Here is a 23,112-nt window from a genome sequence, read left to right as displayed (position 1 = left end):
TTTTGCAAGCGGGCGCTTGCGGGGGAAGGAACGAGGATCTAGCTGCGGCGCTCTACAATATAATCCGCGATCCAGCGCAAGGAGTCGGCGCGGGGATCAAGATCTTTGATTGAGGCGAGCGCAATGTCACGCTGCTCATCGGCCATGCGCTTGGCCTCGGCCATGCCGACGATCGCGGGGTAGGTGGGCTTGTTGCGGGCGCGATCCGCGCCCTGAGTCTTGCCGAGGGTGGCGGTGTCGCCCTCTTCGTCGAGGATGTCGTCGCGGATCTGAAACGCGAGGCCGGTGGCCTGCGCGTAGCGGTCGAGCCGCTCCAGCAGGGCGCTATCAAACTCGGCCGCGCACCAGGCGCCCAACAGCACGCTGGCGCGGATCAAGGCGCCGGTCTTGTGGTGGTGCATGTGTTCCAGCTCGGCGAGCGACAGAGTCTTACCCACCGCCGCGAGATCCATTTCCTGACCGCCAGCGAGACCGTGTGATCCGCACGCCTCGGCCAGGATCCCAATCATCTTGAGACGGGTGGCGGCGCTCACCGTCAAGGTCGGGGCTTGCGCGAGGATCTGAAAGGCAAGCGTGAGCAGCGCGTTGCCCGCGAGGATAGCCGTCGCCTCGCCAAACACCTTGTGGCAGGTGGGCTTGCCGCGGCGCAGGTCGTCGTTGTCCATGGCGGGGAGATCATCATGCACCAGCGAATAGGCGTGGATCATCTCGACCGCGCAGGCGGGCGCGTCCAGGCTTTCCAATTCCGCACCCAGGCACGCGCCGGAGGCATAGACCAAGATGGGCCGAAGGTGTTTACCGCCGCCCAGCACGGCATAGCGCATGGCCTGATGGAGCGCGGCAGGGCGCCGCTGCACAGCCGGCAGCCGTTGCTCCAGGGCCTGTTCGACCCTGTGCTGATAACTGTTCAGCAGGCTGTCGAGGGCATCATTGGACGGCAGGTTAACGGGATGGACATGCCGAGGCACCAGAGCTATTCCTCTTGGTTCTCGAAGGGCCTGTCCTGAGCACTGTCGAAGGGTTGGGCCTCAAGCGCGCCGTCTTTTTCCATCAAGATCTGCACCTTCTGTTCGGCCTCTTTCAGGGCCGTTTGACAGGCGCGGGTCAGCTCGATACCGCGTTCGAAATGTTTCAGCGAATCCTCCAGGCTGATGTCGCCTTTCTCCATGCGCGTTACCAGCGCCTCCAGTTCCTTGAGGGCGTGTTCAAAATCGAGACTGGCTTTTTTCGGCATGGTGACGCTCTCGGATTCTTCCATAAATACAGTTTACCGCTGAGGACGCAGAGGAGAAGTCAATACAGAAGATCGTATCTCTCTACGCCTTTGCGGTGTATGCTTTTTTATATTTAGGGAACCTCTGATTAAGTCAGAGGTTCCCTAATAGTCGTATCATAGCCTCACCTTTACGTTTGCGCCAACGTCCACGACCATAGATCTTGCGCAATCGGTCTGATTTGCCAGGGGGAGAGAGCAATCATGTCAGCACTCGAAAATTGGACTGAGGAAATGCAGTCGGCCTATCTCTACCGGGTATTGGCGGAGGTGGAGGCTGACCCCGTCAAGGGCAGGCTGTTCAAGCGGTTAGGCGAGGCGGCCGGGGCGCAGGCGGGCATCTGGGCGGAGCAGATAACGCGGCACGGCGGCGCGCCACCCCATGAGTTTCATCCGTCGCTGCGGACAAGAGTGGTTGCGAGTCTGATCCGCACGCTTGGCCCGCGCGCCATCCGGCCGGTGCTGGCCGCTATCAAGATTCGCGGCCTCTCTGTGTATGCAGGGGCTCCTGGAGCCGTAGGACATGTCATGCCCACCTCGGTGCAGGACTTCGGCCATCGCCACAAGGGAGCGGGGAGCGGCGGCAATCTGCGCGCCGCCGTATTCGGCGTGAACGACGGGCTGGTCTCCAATACCAGTCTCATCCTCGGGGTGGCCGGGGCGATCAGCGATCCCAAGCTCATCCTGTTGTCGGGTGTGGCCGGACTCCTCGCCGGCGCGCTTTCCATGGCCGCAGGCGAATATATTTCCATGCGATCCCAGCGGGAGATGTACGAATACCAGATCGGCCTGGAGCGCGAGGAACTGGAACAGTACCCGGACGAAGAGGCCGAGGAGCTTGCGCTCATATACCACGCGCGCGGGGCGGACATGGAGCAGGCGCGCAGCTTCGCGCAAGACATTATCCGCAACCCAGAGCACGCCCTCGCCAGCCTGGCGCGCGAGGAGCTGGGCCTCAACCCCGACGACCTCGGCTCGGCCTGGGGCGCCGCGTTTTACTCCTTTTTCTCCTTTGGTATCGGCGCCGTAATCCCTTTGCTGCCGTTTTTACTGCACCTGAGCGCAGCGGTTTCCGTGAGCGCAGGACTTGCGGCCGTCAGTTTGTTCGCCGTGGGAGCGACTCTCAGCCTGTTCACCGGGAGACAGGCCCTGTGGGGCGGTTTGCGGATGGTGCTGATCGGCGGCGGGGCGGGGGTGGCGGCTTATTCAATCGGGGCGCTGCTCGGGGGGTAGGGCTTACGGCTTGAATATGTCCATATATCAACATGGTGGCGTCCGGTAACTATTGCAGTGTATAATGTTTGGTTTTGCTAAGTATGGATGTCACTGTGATAGAGAATTTACGCAATATCGCCATCATCGCCCACGTGGATCACGGCAAGACCACGCTGGTGGATAAGCTGTTGCAGCAGTCGGGAACCTTTGGCGCGCGCGCCGCGCTGACCGAGCGCGTCATGGATTCCAACGATCTGGAGCGCGAGCGCGGCATCACCATTCTCGCCAAGAACACTGCGCTGCGCTGGCGCGACTACCGCATCAATATTGTAGACACACCCGGCCACGCCGATTTCGGCGGCGAGGTGGAACGGGTGCTCTCGATGGTGGATTGCGTGCTGCTGCTGGTGGATGCCGTGGACGGTCCCATGCCGCAGACCCGTTTCGTGACGCAAAAGGCCTTTGCGCTCGGCCTGAAGCCCATCGTGGTCATCAATAAAGTGGACCGTCCCGGCGCGCGTCCGCATTGGGTGCTGGATCAGACCTTCGATCTGTTCGACAACCTCGGCGCGACCGAGGAACAATTGGATTTCCCGGTGGTGTACACCTCGGCGCTGCACGGTTACGCCGGCCTCGACGCCGGGGTGCGCGAGGGCGACATGACGCCGCTGTTTGAAACGATCGTCAAATACGTGAGGCCGCCGCAGGTGGACCCGGCAGGGCCGTTTCAGATGCAGGTCAGTTCACTCCAGTATTCGAGCTACGTGGGCGTCATCGGCATCGGACGCATCGCCCGCGGGCGCATCAAGACCAACACCCAGGTGGTGGTGGTGGATCACGAGGGCAAACGCCGCAACGGGCGCGTGCTACAGCTTTTCAATTTGATGGGCATGGAGCGCATCGAGATTCCCGAGGCCGAGGCCGGCGACATCATCGCCTTCACCGGCATCGAGGGCCTGGGGATTTCAGACACGCTGTGCGATCCCACTGCGGTCGAGGCATTGCCCGCGCTGGTGGTGGACGAGCCCACCGTGAGCATGACCTTCCAGGTGAACAACTCGCCGTTCGCGGGCAAGGACGGCAAGTATGTCACCAGCCGCCAGATCCGTGAACGCCTGCAGCGCGAGCTGATCCACAATGTGGCGCTGCGCGTCGAGGATACCGAAGACCCGGACAAATTCCGTGTGTGCGGGCGCGGTGAGTTGCACCTATCCATCCTGATCGAGAACATGCGCCGTGAGGGTTATGAACTCGCCGTAGGCCGCCCCCAGGTCATCGTGAAAGAAATCGACGGCGTGCTGTGCGAACCCTGCGAGTCGCTGGTGGTGGACGTTGAAGAGCGGCACCAGGGCGGCGTGATGGAGGCGCTGGGGATGCGCAAGGGCGATCTCTCCAACATGCTGCCCGACGGCAAGGGCCGCGTGCGGCTCGAGTACATGATCCCGACGCGCGGCCTTATCGGCTTCCGCACCGATTTTCTCACCCTCACCTCCGGCACCGGCCTCATGCACAACGTGTTCGACCATTACGGCCCGCTCAAAAAGGGCAGCATCGGCGAGCGCAACAACGGCGTGCTGATTTCCAATGACATGGGCAAGAGCGTGGCCTACGCGCTGTTCAGTTTGCAGGAACGCGGACGGTTATTCATCGGCCACGGGGAAGAACTGTACCAAGGCATGATTATCGGTCTGCACTCACGCGACAATGACCTCGTCGTCAACGCACTCAAAGGCAAACAGCTCACCAATTTCCGCGCCGCGGGCAGCGACGAGAACGTCGTCCTGGTGCCGCCGGTGCGCATGTCGCTGGAGCAGGCGCTGGAATTCATCAACGACGATGAACTGGTCGAGGTGACGCCGCATTTCATCCGCTTGCGCAAGCGGCTATTGTTGGAACATGAACGCAAGAAGGCGTCGCGAGCCTCGGCGGCTTAAACCGCATTAAAATCGTCACCGCGGAGGACGCGGGGGGAAAGCTGAATCTTTTTGACCTTATTTCTCCGCGTCCTCCGCGGTTTGTGTATTTTTGCTTGCGTTCCTCTCTGCGTCCTCTGCGATAAATTACATTTGCGGGTATTTCAACGGCCTCAAGATATGCGTCGTCGGCTCCGGCTGCAGGGTGACGTGTTCGATGCCGTAACGGTCGTGCAGCAGCGTGCGCAGTCCGGCCAATGTTTCCTCCCAGTGCGCGAGGTCGCTCACCATGATGTGGGCTGAAAGCGCGACCATGCCCGAAGACAGCGTCCAGATGTGCAGGTCATGCACCGAACGCACACCTTTAACCGTCGCAAGCGCGCAGCCGATCTCCGGTAAGTCCAGACCCGGCGGCACGCCTTCCATGATGACGTGCAGCGCCTCGCGCAGCAGGTGGATGCTGGAGTAGAGAATCAATACGCAGATGAACAGGGACAGGATAGGGTCTATGGCGGCCCAGCCGGTGAGATAAATCACCACGCCCGAGGCAAGCGCGGCGACCGAGCCGAGCAGATCCGCCATCACGTGCAGCAACGCGGCGCGCAGATTAAGGGTCTGCTCGCCGCGGCTGAGCAGAACAGCCACCGCCAGATTGACCAGCAGACCCAAGGCCGCCACCACGATGACGGCGCCGGCCATGACCGGAGTAGGGGCGCGCAGACGCTCAATCGCCGACACCACGATGCCCGCGACGATGGCCAGCATCAGTAAGCCATTAAACAAAGCCACCACCACCTCGGCCCGGCCCAAGCCGTAAGAATGGCGCGCCGACACAGGGCTGCGCGCCACCCAGGCCGCGAGCAGGGCCAGCGCCAAGGCGCTGGCGTCGCTCACCATGTGGCCGGCGTCACCCAGCAAGGCCAGCGAACCCGCCCACCAGCCGCTCACGCCCTCTACGGCGGCAAACAGCAGCGTGACTATGAACGCATAACCCAGCAACCGGCGGTTCCCCTCGCCGCGCGCATGGGAGTGGCCATGATGGTCTGTTCCCGCAACCACCGGTTTTTCCATTGCTGCATAATGATCGTGGCTATGCATAGTATGATGTCCGCGGGTGAAAAGACTTTACCGCTGAGGACACAGAGGAGATGTGTTATTTCAAGACACCCCAAACACCTCTGCGTTCTCAGCGGTGAGTTTTTTATCAGTCGTCACGTAGCTGCGCAATGTGACCTGCGATAGCTGCGAGACTTTATAATCTATCAGTATCCGCCTTGGCTGGCCATGGGCCAGGGCCGATTCGCTCAAGAAAATCCGATAGTTGACGATATATGCAAAAAGGTACAATGTTTGCGCGTATTTTTCTTAGTACGCAGCACCTCCTGTACTTTATAGCTAACCCGAGGGTGGCTCATGCAGGCACGGATGTGGCGGGGTTGGGCGGTTTTGTTATTTGTGCTCCTCGGGTGTACCCCCGAGCCTGAGCCGCCGCTGCGTATCGGCACCAATGTCTGGCCCGGTTACGAACCGCTTTATCTCGCCAGGGACTTGGGTTATTTCGACGCCACGCCGGTAAGGCTGGTGGAGTACACCTCGGCGACCGAGGTCTCACGCGCCTTTCGTAACGGCGCGATCGAGGCAGCAGCCCTGACCCTGGATGAGGCGCTGTCTCTGTTGCAATACGGCGCCGCTGCGCGCGTGGTGCTGGTGATGGATATCTCTCACGGCGCCGACGTCGTCCTGGCCAGGCCCGAGATCAAAGAATTAAGGGCTATCAAGGGGCGGCGCGTCGGCGCCGAGAGCAGCGCGCTGGGGGGCTATGTGCTGGCCCGGGCGCTGCAATTCGCAGGGCTCAGCCACAATGAGATAACCGTCGTATCTATGCCGGTCTCTGGGCAAGAACAGGCCTTCAAAGATCGCCGGGTGGACGCCTTGGTGACCATGGAGCCGGTCCGTACCCGTCTGCTGGCGCAAGGCGCCCGGCAACTGTTTGACAGCAGTCAAATACCGGGAGAGATCGTAGACGTCCTGGTGGTGCGGCAGGACTATATAGATAAACACCCCCAGCAGGTGCGGCGTTTAATAGCGAACTGGTTCAGCAGCCTGGAGTATATGAAAGAACACCCCAACAACAGCAGCCAACGCATGACCAAGCGACTCGCCGTTAACACTGCGGAGGTCGGCCTCTTGTTTAATGGTCTGCGCATTCCCGGTATTGAGGAAAACCGCAAGCTGCTCGGCCGCACCCCTCCGGACCTGTTGGCGCCCGCCCAAAAACTGATGCAGACTCTGCTCGAACAAAATCTCTTGGATAAGCCCGTCGCGCTGCCGCCCCTGTTCACAGCCCGCTATCTGCCGGACAGCCCGCCATGAGTCCGGTGCTCTTTTCACTGCGCTTCATCATCCCGCTCTTGCTGCTGCTGTTTGCGGTGGTCTGGGGCATGTATACCCTGAGCCACGACACCAACGCCGAGATGGTCAAGCTCGAAGATGCGGCGCGCCTGCAGCTGGTGCAGGAGATGACAGGTCTACAGCGTGAATTAGAACACCTGTTGGCAACAGGAGATCAGGCCGGGGTGCAATTGGAGATCACCCCGATGGGTTCCGATCCCGATCTGCGTTACGCCTTCCTGAGCGACGACCAAGACCGTATCCTGTACGCCACCCGCACGGACTGGGTAGGGCGGACGATGCAAGAGGTCTTCCCGGCTATCAATACCAGGCTCATCGCCGAGGCCAAGCAGACGCTCACCGGCGCGGTGCTGTTGTCCGACGACCGCAATTCATTGATGGGCTACTACCCTATCCTGCTCGGCGCCCGGCAGGGCGACCTGCGCCCCAACCGCGTCGGGGTCCTGTTCATCCTCAATGACCTCGGCGCGAGCAAACTCGCCGCGCTACGCAGTGTCGAGGGTGAAGCCTTGAAATCCACCTTGATACTTATGGTCCTGTCCGGCCTGCTCGCCTTGATATTCCATTTTACGCTGACGCGCCGGGTGGCGAAGGTGGTGACGGCCACCGAGCGCCTCGCCGCCGGCGATCTCAGCGCCCAGACCGGGCTCAGCGGCAACGATGAACTGGCCCGCATCGGCCAGGCCTTCGATCAGATGGCGCGCAAGATCGAGGCCGACAATCTGCGCCTGCAGGAGGGCAGGCTGCTGCTGGAACATCAGGCCCTGCACGATGTGCTGACCGATCTGCCCAACCGCGCCCTGATTGAGGACCGCTTGCAGCAGGCCATCCTGAGCGCCAAGCGTCAGGCGCGCTCACTCGCCCTGCTCATCATGGATCTCGACGGTTTCAAAGAGGTCAACGATACCCTGGGCCATCATATGGGCGACTTGTTGCTGCAACAGGTCGCGCTGCGCCTGCAAGATATCCTGCGCAAATCCGATACCGTGGCCCGCCTGGGCGGCGATGAGTTCGCCGTGTTATTGCCGTCGGCGGACGCCGAAAAGGCCGTCCTGGCCGCGCGCAAAATACTGGACGCCCTCAAGTCGCCCTTCCCCATCCAGGGGCATATCCTGGATATAGGCGGCAGCATCGGCATCGCACTGTTTCCCGCTCACGGCGCCGACGGCACCACCCTGGTGCGGCGCGCCGATGTGGCGATGTACGTGGCCAAGCGCGCCAATACGGGCTATGCCATCTACGACAGCGAGCACGATCAGCACAGCATGGCGCAGCTCGCCCTGACCGGCGAATTCGGTCACGCCATCGAGAACCAGCAGCTTGCACTGTACTATCAGCCCAAGATAGATCTCAAGAGCGGCTGTCTAGTGAGTGCCGAGGCCCTGGCGCGCTGGCGTCATCCGCGACATGGGCTCATCATGCCGGACAAGTTTATCCCTCTCGCGGAGCGCACCGGGTTGATCAAGCCCCTGACGCAGTGGGGTCTCAATACCGCGCTGCGCCAGTGCGCGAGCTGGCGTGAGGCCGGTCTCGATCTCGGCGTGGCCGTCAATCTCTCGGCGCGCAACCTGCCCGAACCGCAGCTTGCCGAAAATATCGCCCGGATGCTGGAAAACTGGAGCGTGCCGGCCGGTTGGCTGGAGCTGGAGATCACCGAGAGCGCGATCATGACCGACCCGGTGCGCGCCCTTAATATTTTGACGCGACTCGACGCCATGGGCGTGCGACTCGCCATAGACGACTTCGGCACGGGCTACTCCTCGTTGTCGTATCTCAAAAAGCTCCCGGTTGATACCATCAAGATTGATAAATCATTCGTCATGCACATGTCTACCGACAAAAATGATGAGGTGATCGTGCGCTCCACCATAGACCTCGCCCACAATCTAGGCCTGCGAGTGGTCGCCGAGGGCGTCGAACGGCAAGAGGCCTGGGAGATGCTGAACGATCTGGGCTGTGATATGGCGCAGGGCTATTACATCAGCCAGGCCCTGGCGCCGGTGGAGTTTGCCGCCTGGCTGAAGGACTCGCCTTGGCGTGTGGGGATCCTGGCCGTCACGGGAATAACGGCGGAGATTAACCCCGGTTAGTCTACCCACGCCACTCCCCGGAGCGGCCGCCGGACTTTTCCAGCAGGCGGATGCACTCCAGGGTCATACCGCGATCCACCGATTTACACATGTCGTAAACAGTAAGCAAGCCGATCTGGACCGCGGTGAGCGCCTCCATTTCCATGCCGGTCTGAGCGGTGGCCTCGACGGTGGCACGGCAATACACCGCCTGCTCATCGGGCCTAAGCTCAAACTCGACCTCGACCCTGCTAAGCGGCAGCGGATGACACAGCGGAATCAGTTCCGCTGTCTTCTTGGCGGCCATGATCGCGCCGATGCGGGCCACGGCCAGTACATCGCCCTTGCCGTGACCGCCCTCACGAATGAGGGCCAGTGTTTCAGGTTTCATGCGGATGCGGCCCTCGGCACGCGCCCGGCGGCGGGTGGCGGGCTTGTCGCCCACGTCCACCATGTGCGCCTCGCCGGCTTGGTTGAGGTGAGTCAATTTGCTCATATCATGTAAGTGGTAAACTTTGACAATGGCCATTAGAGTAAAGTATTTCGCCAGTCTGCGCGAGCGCATGGGACGTGCGGAGGAAACGCTCACGGCCGATGAGGCGCTCACCGTGGCGGATGTCTGGCGGCGCGTGAGTGGCGCTCAGCCCGTACCCCCCAATCTGCTGGCGGCCGTCAACCAGGAGTATGGATCATTTTCGCAGGCGGTACATGACGGCGATGAGGTGGCGTTTTTCCCGCCGGTGACGGGTGGGTGATAAAGGCACGTGAGGAGTGAGGCGTGAGGTGTTAAAGTGGTGTTCCTCCTCACTCCTCACCCCTTACGCCTCACTCGTAGCCCCTGTGGCTGTGAGTTATGAGGTATATATATGGCCATTTTTGTGCGTGACACAGCCTTCGACCCTTGGGCCGAACTGGCCGCGTATCAAATCCAGACACTACCCGCCGGCAAGTATGGCGCCAGCGCCGTTTTTGTCGGAACAATGCGCGACCTCAACGAAGGTGACTCCGTGCGCAGCATGACACTGGAACATTATCCAGGCATGACGGAAAAGCACCTGGATACGATCAGCAGCGAAGCCGCGCGCCGCTGGGACATCGTGGACAGCCTCATCATCCATCGTTACGGCGCGCTCCAGCCTAATGATCCCATCGTGCTGGTGGCGGTATGGGCGACGCATCGCGCGCCGGCCTTCGACGCTTGCCGCTATCTGATCGAGGAACTGAAAGACCGCGCGCCGTTTTGGAAACAAGAGATGCTCGACGACGGTACGCGCTGGGTGCAGCACAACACCCCTGGCCCCTAGCCCCTTTTCAGCCATCCATGGCGCGACTTCGGATACTAGCCCAAGCCCCAGCCCGCACATCCCTGTGCGGGCGTTCGCGTTCCTAAGCCCGCCGCTCACCCCATGCCACTGAATAAATTCGATACCAAAGGATTGCGTCAGTGGTTGCCGTATGGGGTGTTGCTGGTCGGCCTGCTGGTCACCGGCGTGGAGGCGTATCGCGACACGCTGATGGTGGAAGCCCAGGCCAAAGTCCGCTTTGATGCAGCGGTGGAGACCACGCGCGTCTGGCTGGAGCGGCGCATGGATCGCTACATAGACGTCTTACGGGCCGCCCGCGCCCTGTTCGCCGCAAGCGAGTCGGTAACGCGCGCCGAGTTTCGCAACTATGTCGGCACTATTAACGTTGCCGGGCGTTACCCGGGGCTCGCTGCGATTCAATACACCCCCCGTGAGACGCCGGCGACCTTGGAGGCGTTTCACGCGCGGCTCAAGCACGATGGGCTGGGCGACTATCGTGCGTGGGATCTAGAAAGTGGCCGCACCGGCTTGTTGCATAAAAAAGCGCGGGACTATTTTCCCATCGAACTCATTGAGCCCTTTACGCCTCTGGCGCTGGCATTCGATGTGAAGGCGCCCATGAACCTAGACGCGCTGGCGCGGGCCCGCGATACCGGTCTCCCCTCTTTGGGAAGCAGAATTCCGCGCCTGGTCGAGGGGCCGGATGACCAACCCGGCTTTTTGTTGTTTGTGCCGGTCTATCGCAACGGCGCCGCCCTCGACACGGTGCAGCAACGGCGTGATGCCTTGCAAGGTTATGTGAGCGGAGTGTTTCGCGCTCATGAGCTATTGCGCGACATCTACCTGAAACAAAATCATCCCCAGGTGGATTTTGAGGTGTTTGACGGCCGCACCCTGAACCGTGCCACACTGCTCTATGATGATGACGGCGTAGCGCATGCCCTGGATCCGTCTTACCGGGCGCGTTTCCTCCGCACCTCTGAGCTGGAGGTTGCCGGCCATATCTGGACCCTGCACTTCTCCACCCTGCCGCAATTCGACCAGGACCTCAACCTGGAACTGCCGTGGATCGTATTAGGCGGGGGGATAGCGCTCAGCCTGCTGCTGTTCTGGATTACCCGTAACCAGGTAAACGCCCGCATCAAGGACCAGCGCATCGCCAGCGAATTGCGGGAAAACCGGGCCAATCTCGCGCGCGCCCAGCAGATCGGCCGGATGGGCAGTTGGGAGGTGAATCTCGCCGACTACAGCTGGCGCTGGTCGGACGAATTATATGACTTGTGCGGCCTCACGCGAGGCGCAACGGCGCCGGATTATCAGGCCCTGCTGAATGTGATACACCCGAAGGATTTGGCGCTGGTCAAAAAACACCTGGATGCCGCGCTTAACGCGCAACAGTCTTTCGGCATAGATCATCGCCTGGGCGCAAACGATCGCCGGGAGCGGTTCGTCTACCACCATGCCGAGGTCATCACCGACGCCGCCGGCAAACCGGTCCGCATCGTGGGCACACTGCAAGACATCACCGAGCGCAAACGGGCCGAGAGTCATGTGCAGATGCTGAACACGGAGTTGGAGCAGCGGGTGCAGGAACGCACCGCCGAGCTCGCCGCCGCCAACCAGGAACTGGAGGCCTTCAGCTACTCGGTCTCCCACGACTTGCGCGCGCCGCTGCGTTCCATCAACGGCTTCAGCCAGGCCCTGCTCGAGGACTATGGCGCACAGCTGGACGCCGCCGCCCTCGGTTATTTGCAGCGCGTGCGCGGCGCGAGCCAGCACATGGCCGTGCTGATTGACGATTTGTTGGAACTGGCGCGGGTGACCCGCAGCGAACTGCGCCGCGAGCGAGTGGACTTGAGCCCCCTCGCCAAAGAGATCACCGCCGATCTGCGCAAGACCGATCCGGAGCGCGCGGCGGAGATCGTCATCGCGCCGGCGCTGAGCACCGTCGGAGATGCGCGCCTGCTGCGGGTGGTGTTGACCAATCTGTTCGCCAATGCCTGGAAGTTTACCCGCAGGCATCCGCAGGCCAGAATCGAATTCGGCGCGCTCGTGGAGGACGGCAGGGCCGTCTATTTCGTACGCGATGACGGGGCGGGATTCAATATGGCCTATGCCGGTAAGCTGTTCTCGCCCTTTCAGCGCCTCCATCCCGCGGCCGAATTTGAAGGGCATGGTGTCGGGCTCGCCACGGTACAGCGCATTATCTCCCGCCACGGCGGACGGGTGTGGGCCGAAGGGGAGGTGGGACGGGGCGCCACCTTCTATTTCAGCCTCGGCGACCATACCCTAACAGGCTGTTGAAAATGAGATTTTCAACAGCCTGCTAACGCTGTGAGACTGAGTCTCAATTACTTTCAGCAGGAAGCTCTGATTTATGCATGTTGAACCGCCAAGACGCCAAGAACGCCAAGACTTTTCTTTACAAATTCAAGCCTTTTTTCTTGGTGACCTTGGCGCCTTGGCGGTTGGCGATATATTTTTCAGAGTTTCCCTATAAGCGTTTGCGATGGGCGCCTTTATGGAACAGAAAATCATTCTGCTGGTTGAGGACAACCCCGATGACGAGGCGCTGACCCTGCGCGCCTTCAACAAAAATAACATCGCCAATGAAATCATCGTGGCGCGCGACGGGGCGGAGGCGCTGGACTATCTGTTTGCCCAGGGCAGTTATCAGGGACGCGACGAAGATGGCCTCCCGCAACTTATCTTGCTGGATTTGAAATTGCCCAAGATAGACGGGCTCGAAGTTTTGAGGCAACTGCGCGGTCACCCCGTGACTTCCTATTTACCGGTGGTGATCCTGACCTCCTCCAGAGAAGAGCAAGACCTGATCAACGGCTACCGTCTCGGCGCCAACAGCTATATCCGCAAGCCGGTGGATTTCGTGCAGTTCGTAGAGGCAGTGCGGCAACTGGGTCTGTACTGGCTGCTTATCAATGAGCCCCCTCCCAGAGTGTCTTAATCTATGAAACCCATGCTACGGGTGCTTATCGCCGAGGACACTGAGTCTGACGCCGCGCTTATCGTGCGCGAACTTGAGCGCGGCGGCTACCGGCTCGAGTATGAACGGGTGGAAACCGCCGCCGCGCTGAAAAGAGCGCTCAGCAAGCCCTGGGATATTCTGCTGTCCGATTTCAGCATGCCGAGCTTCACCGCCCCCGATGCGTTGCGCATCTTGCAGGAGAGCGGTCTCGACCTGCCGTTTGTGATCGTCTCCGGCACCGTCGGAGAGGAGCGCGCCGTGGAGGCCATGCGGGCGGGCGCCGGTGACTATGTCTTGAAAACCAACATGGCGCGGCTGGTTGCCGTGGTCGAACGCGAGCTGCGCGAGGCGGTGGAGCGGCGCAAGCGCAGGCAGGCGGAGGAGATGCTGGCGCGCATGGGCAGAATCATGGACAACTCCCCGGTGGAGATCTATATCTTCGACCCCGAGACGCTGCGCTTTTTACAGGTCAATCAAACCACAGTGTGCAATATCGGTTACAGCGCCGAGGAAATGCGGCTTATGACGCCGCTCGACATCAAGCCCAACCTCACCCCCGAGCGCTTCGCGCGCCTTTGCGCGCCGCTGCTGAGCGGGGAGCGAGAACAGATCGGTTTCGAGGCGACACACCGGCGCAAGGACGGCTCCACCTATCCCATCGAAGCCAAGCTGCAATACTCGCGCTCCGAAACCGCGCCGGTGTTCGTCGCCATCATTCAGGACATCACCGAGCGCAGACAGGCCGAAGAGACGCTGTTTCACGAAAAGGAGCGCGCCCAGGTCACCCTGCAATCCATCGGCGACGCGGTGATCACCACCGATGCGGAGGGTCTTGTCACGTATCTCAACCCTATCGCGGAGGAGATCACCGGGTGGGACAGCGCGGAGGCCCAGGGGCGGCCACTCTTGCAGGTGTTCAACGCCATGCATGAAACCACTCGTCAACCGGTCGAATGCCCGGCCACGGTGTGCCTGCGGGAGCAACGCAGTGTGGCATTGAGTCAATACACCGTGCTAGTGCGCCGCGACGGCGTGGAATTCGCCATCGAAGATTCTGCCGCCCCCATTCGCGACCGCAGCGGCAATATCATCGGCGCGGTGCTGGTATTTCATGACGTGACTCATGCCCGCGTGCTGGCCAACCAGATTGCCTATCAGGCCCGCCATGATTCCCTCACCGGACTCATCAACCGCCGCGAGTTTGAGACCTATCTCAATCAGGCGCTGGAGAGCGCCGCGAATGACGGCAGGCATCACGCCATGTGTTATATAGATCTCGACCAGTTCAAGATCGTCAACGACAGTTGCGGCCATATCGCCGGCGACCAATTGTTGAAGGAGCTGGCCGGGACGCTGCACAGCCTGGTGCGCGAAAACGACGTGCTGGCGCGTCTGGGCGGCGATGAATTCGGCGTGCTGCTGGAAGGCTGCCCGCTCGACAAGGCCTTCAGCATCGCCGAGGCGCTGCGCGATGCGATCGGCAAATTCCGCTTCGCCTGGGGAGACCGTCTCTTCGAGATCGGCGCGAGCATCGGCCTGGTCGCCATCACCTCCGACAGCGGCAGCCTCACCGATGTGCTCTCCGCGGCCGATTCGGCCTGTTACGTCGCCAAGGACCACGGCCGCAATCGCGTGCAGGTCTATCGGGCCAACGATACCGCTCTGCTGCAGCGACGCGGTGAAATGCGCTGGATAGGCCGCATCCACAAGGCCCTGGAGGAAGACAGTTTCTGTCTTTACTACCAGACCATGCTGCCCTTGAATCCCGCCGCCGCGCCGGGGGCGCACTATGAACTCCTATTACGCATGAAGGATCCGGACGGCGAACTCACCCTGCCATCCGCCTTCATACCCGCAGCGGAGCGCTACAGCCTGATGCCCACCCTGGACCGCTGGGTGATCCGCCGCGCGCTCGCATGGCTCAGCCGGCGCGGTTCCGGTAATGACCTCGCCACCTGCGCCATCAATCTTTCCGGCCAGTCGCTGTGCGATGACCGCTTTCTCAATTTCGTGGTGGATGAGCTGAGTCAGGCCGGCGTGACGCCTTCCCAGCTTTGTTTCGAGATCACCGAGACCGCGGCCATTGCGAACCTGTCGCGCGCGATGCGCTTCATTTCGACCCTCAAGGGCATGGGTTGCCGCTTCGCGCTGGACGACTTCGGCAGCGGACTAAGCTCCTTCACCTATCTTAAAAACCTTCCGGTGGATTATCTCAAGATAGACGGGGTGTTTATCAAGGACATGATGAACGACCCGATAGACCACGCCATGGTCGAGTCCATCAATCAAATCGGCCATGTGATGCGTATCCAGACCATCGCCGAGTGGGTGGAGAGCGAGACCATACTGCGGGAACTTAAAAAGATCGGCGTGGACTATGCCCAGGGTTACGCCATCAGCGCCCCTCAACCGTGGGAATCCGCATTGCTCGTTAATCCAGGCCAGATGAAAATTTTGGCGTAATCGGTTAGAGTGAGGCCCTCACTCTAACCGGTAGCAGGATACCCATGCCTTACTTCATCGCCCCCTCCATCCTCTCGGCGGACTTTGCGCGCCTGGGTGAAGAAGTTGACGCCGTGCTCAAGGCCGGCGCCGACATCGTGCACTTCGACGTGATGGATAACCATTATGTCCCCAACCTCACCATCGGCCCGCTGATATGCGAGGCGCTGCGCAAGCACGGCGTCACCGCGCCGATAGACGTGCACCTGATGGTGAAACCGGTGGATCGCATCATCCCGGACTTCGCCAAGGCCGGCGCCACGTACATCACCTTTCACCCCGAGGCCACAGAGCACATAGACCGCTCGCTGCAACTGGTGCGCAGCCTCGGCTGCAAATCCGGCCTGGTGTTCAACCCCGCCACACCGCTCGATCATCTGAAATACGTGATGGACAAAGTAGACATGATCCTGCTTATGTCGGTGAACCCCGGCTTCGGCGGCCAGAGTTTTATCCCTGCAACCCTGCCCAAGCTGCGCGAGGCGCGCCGGCTGATTGACGAGTCCGGCTACCCTATCCGCCTGGAAATAGACGGCGGCGTGAAGACCGACAACATCCGCGAGATCGCCGAGGCGGGCGCCGACACCTTCGTCGCGGGTTCGGCGATCTTCAGCACGCCGGATTACAAAGCCACCATTGCCAAGATGCGTGAAGAATTGAAAAAAGCAGCGGGCCGCAAGTCTTAATCCCATGACGTTAAAAACTCCCAAAATGGTGTTGATAGATTTGGACGGCACACTGGTGGACAGTGTACCGGATCTCGCCTGGTGCGTGGACAAAACGATGGAGGCGCTGGGTATGCCGCCGCGCGGCGAAGCGCGCGTCCGGCTATGGGTGGGTAACGGCATAGTGCGCCTGGTGCACCGCGCGCTCACCGACGAGTTGGACGGCAAGGCGGACCCCGAACTGTTTGAACGCGCCTTGACCGTCTTCAAGGACTTGTACGCCGGGCACACCTGTGTGGACAGCCGTCTCTACCCAGGGGTGAAGGAAGGGCTGGCGCTGCTCAAGACGGCCGGCTATAAACTCGGCTGCGTCACCAACAAACCGGCGCAATTCACCGAGCCGTTGCTGGAAAAAATGGGCATCCGGGACAATTTTTCCATCGTCATCAGCGGCGACACCCTCCCGCAGCAGAAACCGCACCCGGAGCCCTTGTTGCACGCCGCGCGGTTTTTCGATGTGGCGCCGGAGCAGGCGCTGATGGTGGGCGACTCGGAAAGCGATGTAAAGGCCGCGCGCGCCGCCGGATTCAAGATCGTCTGCATGAGTTACGGCTATAATCACGGCCGGGACATCCGCTCCGCCAAACCTGACGCAGTGATAGATTCTTTGGTAGAATTACCGCCTCTCTTCAACGCAAACCGGGCCGTTGCTTAACAGATGATGAAACAGGGCAGATCAGCAAAACGATGGCGGGTTTAAGCGCACGCTTGAATCTGCCCTGTATTGCTACGCCCGTTTAACCGTTATCTCGACAAGCAACGACCATGACACCGCAACTATTCGACGCCCTGGCGCGCCAGGGTTATAACCGCATTCCGCTGGTACGCGAGGTCTGTGCCGACCTCGACACGCCGCTCAGTGCCTACCTCAAACTCGCCGACGACGCACAAGGACATACTAGTGTCGCGGGAGGCAGGATGCCGGGAGCGACCGCGCCTTATTCATACTTATTCGAATCGGTGCAGGGCGGTGAAAAGTGGGGGCGCTACTCCATCATCGGACTCCCCTGCCGCACCATCATGCGCGTCTCCGGTCATGACATCACGGTGGAAAAAGACGGTGCGATTATTGAGCGCATGCAGAGCGACGATCCGCTGACCTGGATCGAGCAGTTTCAGGCGCGCTACAAAATAGCGCCCGCGGCGGGACTGCCGCGCTTCACCGGGGGGCTGGTCGGTTACTTCGGTTACGGTACGGTGCGCTACATCGAGCCGCGCCTGGCCAAGTGCACCAAACCCGACGCGCTCGGCACGCCGGACATTCTGCTCATGGTATCGGATGAAGTGGTGGTGTTCGATAATTTGAGCGGCAAACTGTATCTGGTGATCCACGTCAATCCCGCGTTGGAAGATGCCTGGAACAAGGCGCAGGCCAGGCTCGACGAACTCGTCGAGCGATTGCAGCATGCTACACCGCATCCGCATGACACCGTGCATACCCTACGCGAAGAGGATTTCGTGTCCGGCTTCACGCAACAGGGTTTTGAACAAGCCGTCGCGCGCGTCAAGCATTACATCGTGGAAGGCGACATCATGCAGGTGATGTTGTCGCAGCGCCTCACTGCGCCGTATGCAGGCAGCGCGTTGAATTTTTACCGCGCGCTGCGCGCGCTGAACCCGTCGCCTTATATGTTTTATCTGGATCTCAGCGATTTTCATGTGGTCGGTTCCTCGCCGGAGATCTTGACGCGCCTGGAAGACGGCGTGATTACCGTACGCCCTATCGCCGGGACGCGCAGGCGCGGTGGTACCGAAGAGGAGGACCGCGCGCTGGAGCAGGAGCTGCTCGCCGATCCGAAAGAGCGCGCCGAACATTTGATGTTGATAGACTTGGGGCGCAACGACGTGGGGCGTGTCGCCGAGACCGGCAGCGTGAAGCTTACGGAGAAAATGATCATCGAGCGTTATTCACATGTCATGCACATCGTCTCCAACGTCGCGGGGCGCTTAAAAAAGGGCATGACGGCGTTGGACGCCTTGCGTGCTACTTTTCCGGCAGGCACGGTGAGCGGTGCGCCAAAAATCCGTGCCATGGAAATCATTGACGAACTGGAACCGGTGAAGCGCGGTATATATTCCGGCGCGGTGGGATATCTCGGCTGGAACGGCAACATGGACACCGCGATTGCGATCCGCACCGCCGTCCTCAAAGACGGCATGCTGCACGTGCAGGCGGGCGCGGGCATCGTCGCGGATTCGGTGCCGCGTCAGGAATGGGAAGAGACCATGAGCAAGGCGCGCGCCCTGGTGAGCGCAGCGGTGACGGCATCCAGAGGCCTCGATGTCACCCCTGTCACGGTGCCGGAGGTAACACCATGCTCCTGATGATAGACAACTACGACTCCTTCACCTACAACCTGGTGCAGTACCTGGATGAGCTGGGCGCTGACGTGCGCGTGTTTCGCAACGATCAGATCACGCTCGCCGAAATCAAAAAACTCACGCCCGCGCACATCGTCATCTCGCCTGGGCCGTGCACGCCGGACGAGGCGGGTGTGTCGGTGGATACGATAAAGGAATTCGCTGGAAAAATACCGCTGCTCGGCGTGTGCCTCGGCCACCAGAGCATCGGCCAGGCGTTCGGTGGCAAGATCATGCACGCGCGCGAATTGATGCACGGCAAGACCTCATTGATCTATCACACGGGCAAGGGTGTCTTCAAGGGTTTGCCGAGTCCGTTCGAGGCGACACGCTATCACTCGCTGGTGATTGAAAAGGAAACGTTGCCGGACTGTCTGGAGGTCACCGCGTGGACGCAAGACGCGCAAGGCAAGATGGACGAGATCATGGGTGTGCGTCACAAGACGCTCAACGTCGAAGGCGTTCAGTTTCACCCTGAATCCATACTGACCCAATATGGACACGATTTATTGGCGAACTTTCTAAGGATTTCACGCCAAGACGCAAAGACGCCAAGAGCTACATAATGGGAACATACTCGATAAACAGCTATTGCGCCCTAGCGCCTTTGCGTGAGCCCGCCTAAATGGACATCCAATCCGCCATCCGCGCCGTAGTCGAGCGGCATGATTTATCCGGGGACGAGATGACCGCCGTCATGGAAACCATCATGAGCGGGGCGGCCACGCCCGCACAGATCGGTGGTTTCTTGATCGGCCTGCGCATGAAGGGTGAGACCATCGAGGAGATCGCCGCCGCGGCGCGCGTGATGCGCGAACTATGCACGAAGGTTGAGGCGCATGTGGGGCGCCTGGTGGACACCTGCGGCACGGGCGGCGACGGCGCGCACACCTTCAACATCTCCACCGCGAGCGCGCTGGTCGCCGCTGCGGCGGGCGCCAAGGTCGCCAAGCACGGCAACCGTTCGGTGTCCAGCAAATCGGGCAGCGCCGACGTGCTGGAAGCGGCGGGCGTGAATCTCGATTTGACGCCCGAGCAGGTTGCCGCGTGCATAGAGAAGATCGGCGTGGGTTTTTTGTTCGCGCCCAGACATCACGGCGCGATGAAGCACGCCATTGCGCCGCGGCGCGAGATGGGCGTGCGCACCATTTTTAATTTACTGGGACCCCTCACCAATCCCGCCGGCGCGCGCAATCAAGTGGTGGGCGTGTGGGGCAAAGATTGGGTGGCGCCCTTGGCCGAAGTGCTCGCGCGCCTGGGCAGCCATCATGTGATGGTGGTGAACGCCGAGGATGGCATGGATGAGATCAGCATCGCCTCGCCCACGCACGTCGCCGAGCTCAAAGACGGGGCGATCACCCGCTACGTGATTACGCCGGAGGAGTTCGGCATCATGCGCGCCGATGTGGCGAGCCTGGTGGTGGCGAGCCCCAAGCAAAGCTTGAGCTTACTATGCGCCGCGTTGGACGACACGCCGGGCCCGGCCACCGACATCGTGGCATTGAACGCCGGCGCGGCAATTTACGTGGCGGGCATCGAGCCTACCCTGGAGCAGGGCGTGCGTAAGGCGCAGGCGGTTATCGCCAGCGGAGCGGCGAGGGAGAAATTCGCAGCACTGATTAGCTTTACCCAGAGTTTTAAGTGATAACCGCACGAATAGACGCCGAGTCGCAGAGAACGCAAAGACATATATCTCTAATAATCTTCGCGTCTTTGCGTCTTTGTGTGGAGCCTTATTAAAATATGACCGCACCGCCCGACATCCTGCAAAAAATTCTCAGACGCAAGGCCGAAGAGGTGACCGAGCGCGGCCGCGCGCTGCCGTTGCGCGCCTTGAGCCAGCGCGCCGCAGAGGCTCCCGCGCCGCGCGGTTTTGTGGCCGCCATCGAGGCAAAAATCCAACGCGGCGAGGCGGCGGTGATTGCCGAGATCAAAAAGGCCTCGCCAAGCAAAGGCGTGATGCGCGCCGACTTCCGCCCCGCCGAGATCGCGCAATCGTATGAACGCGCGGGCGCGGCGTGTCTCTCGGTGCTCACCGACCGTGATTTTTTTCAAGGTGACGACAGTTATTTGCAAGAGGCGCGCGCGGCGACCAAGCTTCCCGTGCTGCGCAAGGACTTCACGGTAGATGCTTACCAGATATACGAGGCGCGCGCCTTGGGCGCTGACTGTATCCTGCTCATCGTCGCCGCCTTGGGTGATGCGCAGTTACATGATCTCACCGGTCTCGCTCTGCACCTCGGCATGGACGTGCTGGTTGAGGTACATAACTCGGAGGAGCTGGAGCGCGCCCTGGCGCTCAACACCAGACTCATTGGCATCAACAACCGTAACCTGCGCACCTTTGAAACCACGCTCTCCACCACTCTCGACTTGCTCGATAAAGTTCCCGGCAGCCGCACCGTAGTCACCGAGAGCGGAATTCATACTCCGAAGGACGTCGCGCTGATGCGCAAGCATGGCGTACATGCCTTTCTGGTGGGCGAGGCGTTCATGGTGGCGCCTGATCCGGGCGCAGCGCTGGCCAATTTATTCAAACCAGTTGTGCCGTTCTGAAAACACGGCATAATAGTTTCATGAAAGCGCGCGTGAAGTGGGTGGAAAACAGTTTATTCGTCGCACAAAGCGGCAGCGGCCACTCGTTGGTGCTGGACGGCCCGCCGGAGTCGGGTGGACAGAACCTCGGCGTGCGGCCGATGGAGATGGTGCTGCTGGGCTTGGGCGGCTGCACCGCCTTCGACGTGGTGGATATCTTGCGCAAGAAACGCGAGGTCATCAGTGACTGCGTCGTGGACATCACCGCCGAACGCGCCGAGACCGTGCCCAAGGTCTTCACCAAGATCCACATGCACTATACTGTGAGCGGCAAGGACGTTAAGGAAGAATCGGTCAAACGCGCGGTGGAGCTGTCCGCCGAGAAATATTGCTCGGTCTCCATGATGCTGAACAAAACCGCGGAGCTGACGCATGATTATGAAATCGTTCAGGCGGACTAAAGACCGGTGACCGCAGCGCGACCTCAACCTCTCGCCGGCCTCCGCCACCTCGCCCTCAAGGTGCATGACCTGGCGGCCTGCGAACGCTTTTATGTTGACCTGCTCGGTATGCAGGTAGACTGGCGGCCGGACGCCAGCAATCTGTATCTCACCTCCGGCCAGGACAACCTGGCCTTACACCATAATCCCGCTGCGTTTGACCCGCCGGCCCATCAACGCCTCGACCACCTGGGATTCATCCTCAACACCCGGGAAGACGTAGACGTTTGGCACGATTACCTGCGTGCTCATCAGGTGATTATCAAGGCCGCGCCGCGCGACCACCGCGACGCTTCGCGCAGCTTTTACTGCCAGGACCCGGACGGCAACACCCTGCAATTCATTTTTCATCCCCGCCTGTCTCAAAAATAACGGATCTCTGCTCCCATGACTTATAGAATGACCGCGAGGTGTCCGGGATGGTGAAGCCGCTCAAGAAGCTCAAGCTGCACGGCTTTAACAACCTGACCAAGACCCTGAGTTTCAATATCTACGATATTTGCTACGCCAAGACCGCCAAGCAGCGCAGCGAGTACATCGAATATATTGACGAGGTATATAACGCCGAACGCCTTACCAGCATCCTCACCGAGGTATGCAACATCATCGGCGCCAACATCCTCAACATCGCGCACCAGGACTACGACCCGCAAGGCGCCAGTGTGACCATGTTGATCTCTGAGGAGCACATCCCGCAGGCCGTGCTGCCCAGCATGGAGGAAGCCCCTGGCCCGCTGCCCGAGGCGGTGGTCGCCCATTTGGACAAGAGCCACGTGACCGTGCACACCTATCCCGAGAGCCACCCCGACAATGGCATCAGCACCTTTCGCGCCGACATTGACGTGTCCACCTGCGGACGTATCTCGCCGCTGCGCGCGTTGAATTATCTGGTGCACAGCTTCGACTCCGACATCGTCATCATGGATTACCGGGTGCGCGGCTATACCCGCGATGTCTCCGGTAAAAAGCACTTTATTGACCACAAGATCAACTCTATCCAAAACTTCATCGCCAAGGTGACGCGAGACCGCTATCAGATGATAGACGTCAACGTTTATCAGGAGAATATCTTCCACACCAAGATGCTGCTCAAGGAGTTCGACCTCAACAACTATCTGTTCGGCACGGTCAAAGAGGGTCTCGAACAAGAGGAGCGCAAGCTCATCAAACAGCGCCTGAAACATGAAATGGCGGAGATTTTTTATGGGCGCAACATACCCAGGATGGGTAAGCTGAAAAAGAGCGGGGTGGTGAAACTGAAGAAAAAGAAAAAGCCCACGAAGGCGGCGGCGAGGGCCAAACCTCGTTTATAAGGCG

General features: G+C 60.5%; 22 protein-coding genes. 18 read left to right on the top strand and 4 right to left on the bottom strand.

Going from position 1 to position 23,112, the window contains the following annotated elements:
- Positions 1-38: 38 nt before the first annotated feature.
- Together ispA and HY028_06915 are read right to left on the bottom strand one after the other, a co-directional pair.
- Positions 39-911, bottom strand: a complete 873-nt coding sequence (gene ispA, locus HY028_06920; GenBank protein MBI3344568.1) for a (2E,6E)-farnesyl diphosphate synthase — start codon at positions 909-911, stop codon at positions 39-41.
- A 62-nt stretch (positions 912-973) separates the two neighbouring features.
- Positions 974-1,234, bottom strand: a complete 261-nt coding sequence (locus HY028_06915; GenBank protein ID MBI3344567.1) for an exodeoxyribonuclease VII small subunit — start codon at positions 1,232-1,234, stop codon at positions 974-976.
- Between the two features lie 243 nt (positions 1,235-1,477).
- On the opposite strand from HY028_06915, the gene HY028_06910 reads away from it, so the two are divergent.
- Both HY028_06910 and typA read left to right on the top strand, forming a co-directional pair.
- Positions 1,478-2,506, top strand: coding sequence for a VIT1/CCC1 transporter family protein (locus tag HY028_06910; protein MBI3344566.1), 1,029 nt, complete (start codon positions 1,478-1,480; stop codon positions 2,504-2,506).
- A 95-nt stretch (positions 2,507-2,601) separates the two neighbouring features.
- The gene (gene typA / locus HY028_06905; protein ID MBI3344565.1) at positions 2,602-4,422 is read left to right on the top strand and encodes a translational GTPase TypA; all 1,821 of its coding nucleotides are present in this window, start codon (positions 2,602-2,604) and stop codon (positions 4,420-4,422) included.
- 126 nt (positions 4,423-4,548) lie between these two features.
- Here typA and HY028_06900 read toward each other — a convergent pair whose 3' ends face one another.
- Complete coding sequence (locus HY028_06900) at positions 4,549-5,472, bottom strand: cation transporter (GenBank protein ID MBI3344564.1); 924 nt, start codon at positions 5,470-5,472, stop codon at positions 4,549-4,551.
- 342 nt (positions 5,473-5,814) lie between these two features.
- On the opposite strand from HY028_06900, the gene HY028_06895 reads away from it, so the two are divergent.
- Entirely contained in the window at positions 5,815-6,774 is a 960-nt protein-coding gene (locus HY028_06895) for an ABC transporter substrate-binding protein (GenBank protein ID MBI3344563.1), read from the top strand.
- Positions 6,771-8,903, top strand: a complete 2,133-nt coding sequence (locus HY028_06890) for an EAL domain-containing protein (protein MBI3344562.1) — start codon at positions 6,771-6,773, stop codon at positions 8,901-8,903. The genes HY028_06895 and HY028_06890 overlap by 4 nt, the downstream gene beginning before the upstream one ends.
- 1 nt (position 8,904) lies before the next feature.
- Here the strand turns inward: HY028_06890 and moaC are convergent, their stop codons facing one another.
- Positions 8,905-9,378 (bottom strand): cyclic pyranopterin monophosphate synthase MoaC, encoded by a 474-nt coding sequence (gene moaC / locus HY028_06885; protein MBI3344561.1) that lies wholly within the window; start codon positions 9,376-9,378, stop codon positions 8,905-8,907.
- Positions 9,379-9,403: 25 nt separating this feature from the next.
- On the opposite strand from moaC, the gene moaD reads away from it, so the two are divergent.
- The 14 genes from moaD to speD all read left to right on the top strand — a co-directional run bounded on the left by moaD (position 9,404) and on the right by speD (position 23,108).
- Positions 9,404-9,637, top strand: a complete 234-nt coding sequence (gene moaD / locus HY028_06880; protein MBI3344560.1) for a molybdopterin converting factor subunit 1 — start codon at positions 9,404-9,406, stop codon at positions 9,635-9,637.
- A gap of 111 nt (positions 9,638-9,748) precedes the next feature.
- Positions 9,749-10,186, top strand: coding sequence for a molybdenum cofactor biosynthesis protein MoaE (locus tag HY028_06875; GenBank protein ID MBI3344559.1), 438 nt, complete (start codon positions 9,749-9,751; stop codon positions 10,184-10,186).
- Positions 10,187-10,288: 102 nt separating this feature from the next.
- Entirely contained in the window at positions 10,289-12,490 is a 2,202-nt protein-coding gene (locus HY028_06870) for a CHASE domain-containing protein (protein ID MBI3344558.1), read from the top strand.
- Between the two features lie 217 nt (positions 12,491-12,707).
- Complete coding sequence (locus tag HY028_06865) at positions 12,708-13,151, top strand: response regulator (protein MBI3344557.1); 444 nt, start codon at positions 12,708-12,710, stop codon at positions 13,149-13,151.
- Between the two features lie 3 nt (positions 13,152-13,154).
- The gene (locus HY028_06860) at positions 13,155-15,635 is read left to right on the top strand and encodes an EAL domain-containing protein (GenBank protein MBI3344556.1); all 2,481 of its coding nucleotides are present in this window, start codon (positions 13,155-13,157) and stop codon (positions 15,633-15,635) included.
- Between the two features lie 44 nt (positions 15,636-15,679).
- Positions 15,680-16,360, top strand: a complete 681-nt coding sequence (rpe, locus tag HY028_06855) for a ribulose-phosphate 3-epimerase (GenBank protein MBI3344555.1) — start codon at positions 15,680-15,682, stop codon at positions 16,358-16,360.
- Between the two features lie 4 nt (positions 16,361-16,364).
- Positions 16,365-17,054, top strand: a complete 690-nt coding sequence (locus HY028_06850; GenBank protein ID MBI3344554.1) for a phosphoglycolate phosphatase — start codon at positions 16,365-16,367, stop codon at positions 17,052-17,054.
- A gap of 110 nt (positions 17,055-17,164) precedes the next feature.
- A complete protein-coding gene (locus HY028_06845; GenBank protein ID MBI3344553.1) occupies positions 17,165-18,724 on the top strand; it encodes an anthranilate synthase component I in 1,560 nt (519 codons plus the stop codon).
- Entirely contained in the window at positions 18,715-19,326 is a 612-nt protein-coding gene (locus HY028_06840) for an aminodeoxychorismate/anthranilate synthase component II (protein ID MBI3344552.1), read from the top strand. The genes HY028_06845 and HY028_06840 overlap by 10 nt, the downstream gene beginning before the upstream one ends.
- Positions 19,327-19,385: 59 nt before the next feature.
- Positions 19,386-20,405, top strand: a complete 1,020-nt coding sequence (trpD, locus tag HY028_06835) for an anthranilate phosphoribosyltransferase (protein ID MBI3344551.1) — start codon at positions 19,386-19,388, stop codon at positions 20,403-20,405.
- Between the two features lie 98 nt (positions 20,406-20,503).
- Positions 20,504-21,316, top strand: a complete 813-nt coding sequence (gene trpC / locus HY028_06830; protein MBI3344550.1) for an indole-3-glycerol phosphate synthase TrpC — start codon at positions 20,504-20,506, stop codon at positions 21,314-21,316.
- A 20-nt stretch (positions 21,317-21,336) separates the two neighbouring features.
- On the top strand, positions 21,337-21,756 hold the full coding sequence (locus tag HY028_06825; GenBank protein ID MBI3344549.1) for an OsmC family protein: 420 nt from the start codon (positions 21,337-21,339) through the stop codon (positions 21,754-21,756).
- A 6-nt stretch (positions 21,757-21,762) separates the two neighbouring features.
- Positions 21,763-22,167, top strand: a complete 405-nt coding sequence (locus HY028_06820; protein ID MBI3344548.1) for a VOC family protein — start codon at positions 21,763-21,765, stop codon at positions 22,165-22,167.
- Between the two features lie 47 nt (positions 22,168-22,214).
- Positions 22,215-23,108, top strand: coding sequence for an adenosylmethionine decarboxylase (gene speD, locus HY028_06815; protein MBI3344547.1), 894 nt, complete (start codon positions 22,215-22,217; stop codon positions 23,106-23,108).
- Positions 23,109-23,112 lie beyond the last annotated feature (4 nt).

The sequence above is a fragment of the Gammaproteobacteria bacterium genome (genome assembly GCA_016195665.1).
GTDB lineage: Bacteria > Pseudomonadota > Gammaproteobacteria > SURF-13 > SURF-13 > JACPZD01.
The sequence above is the reverse complement of the archived record's forward strand: the minus strand, read 5'-3'. Positions and strand labels throughout refer to the sequence as shown.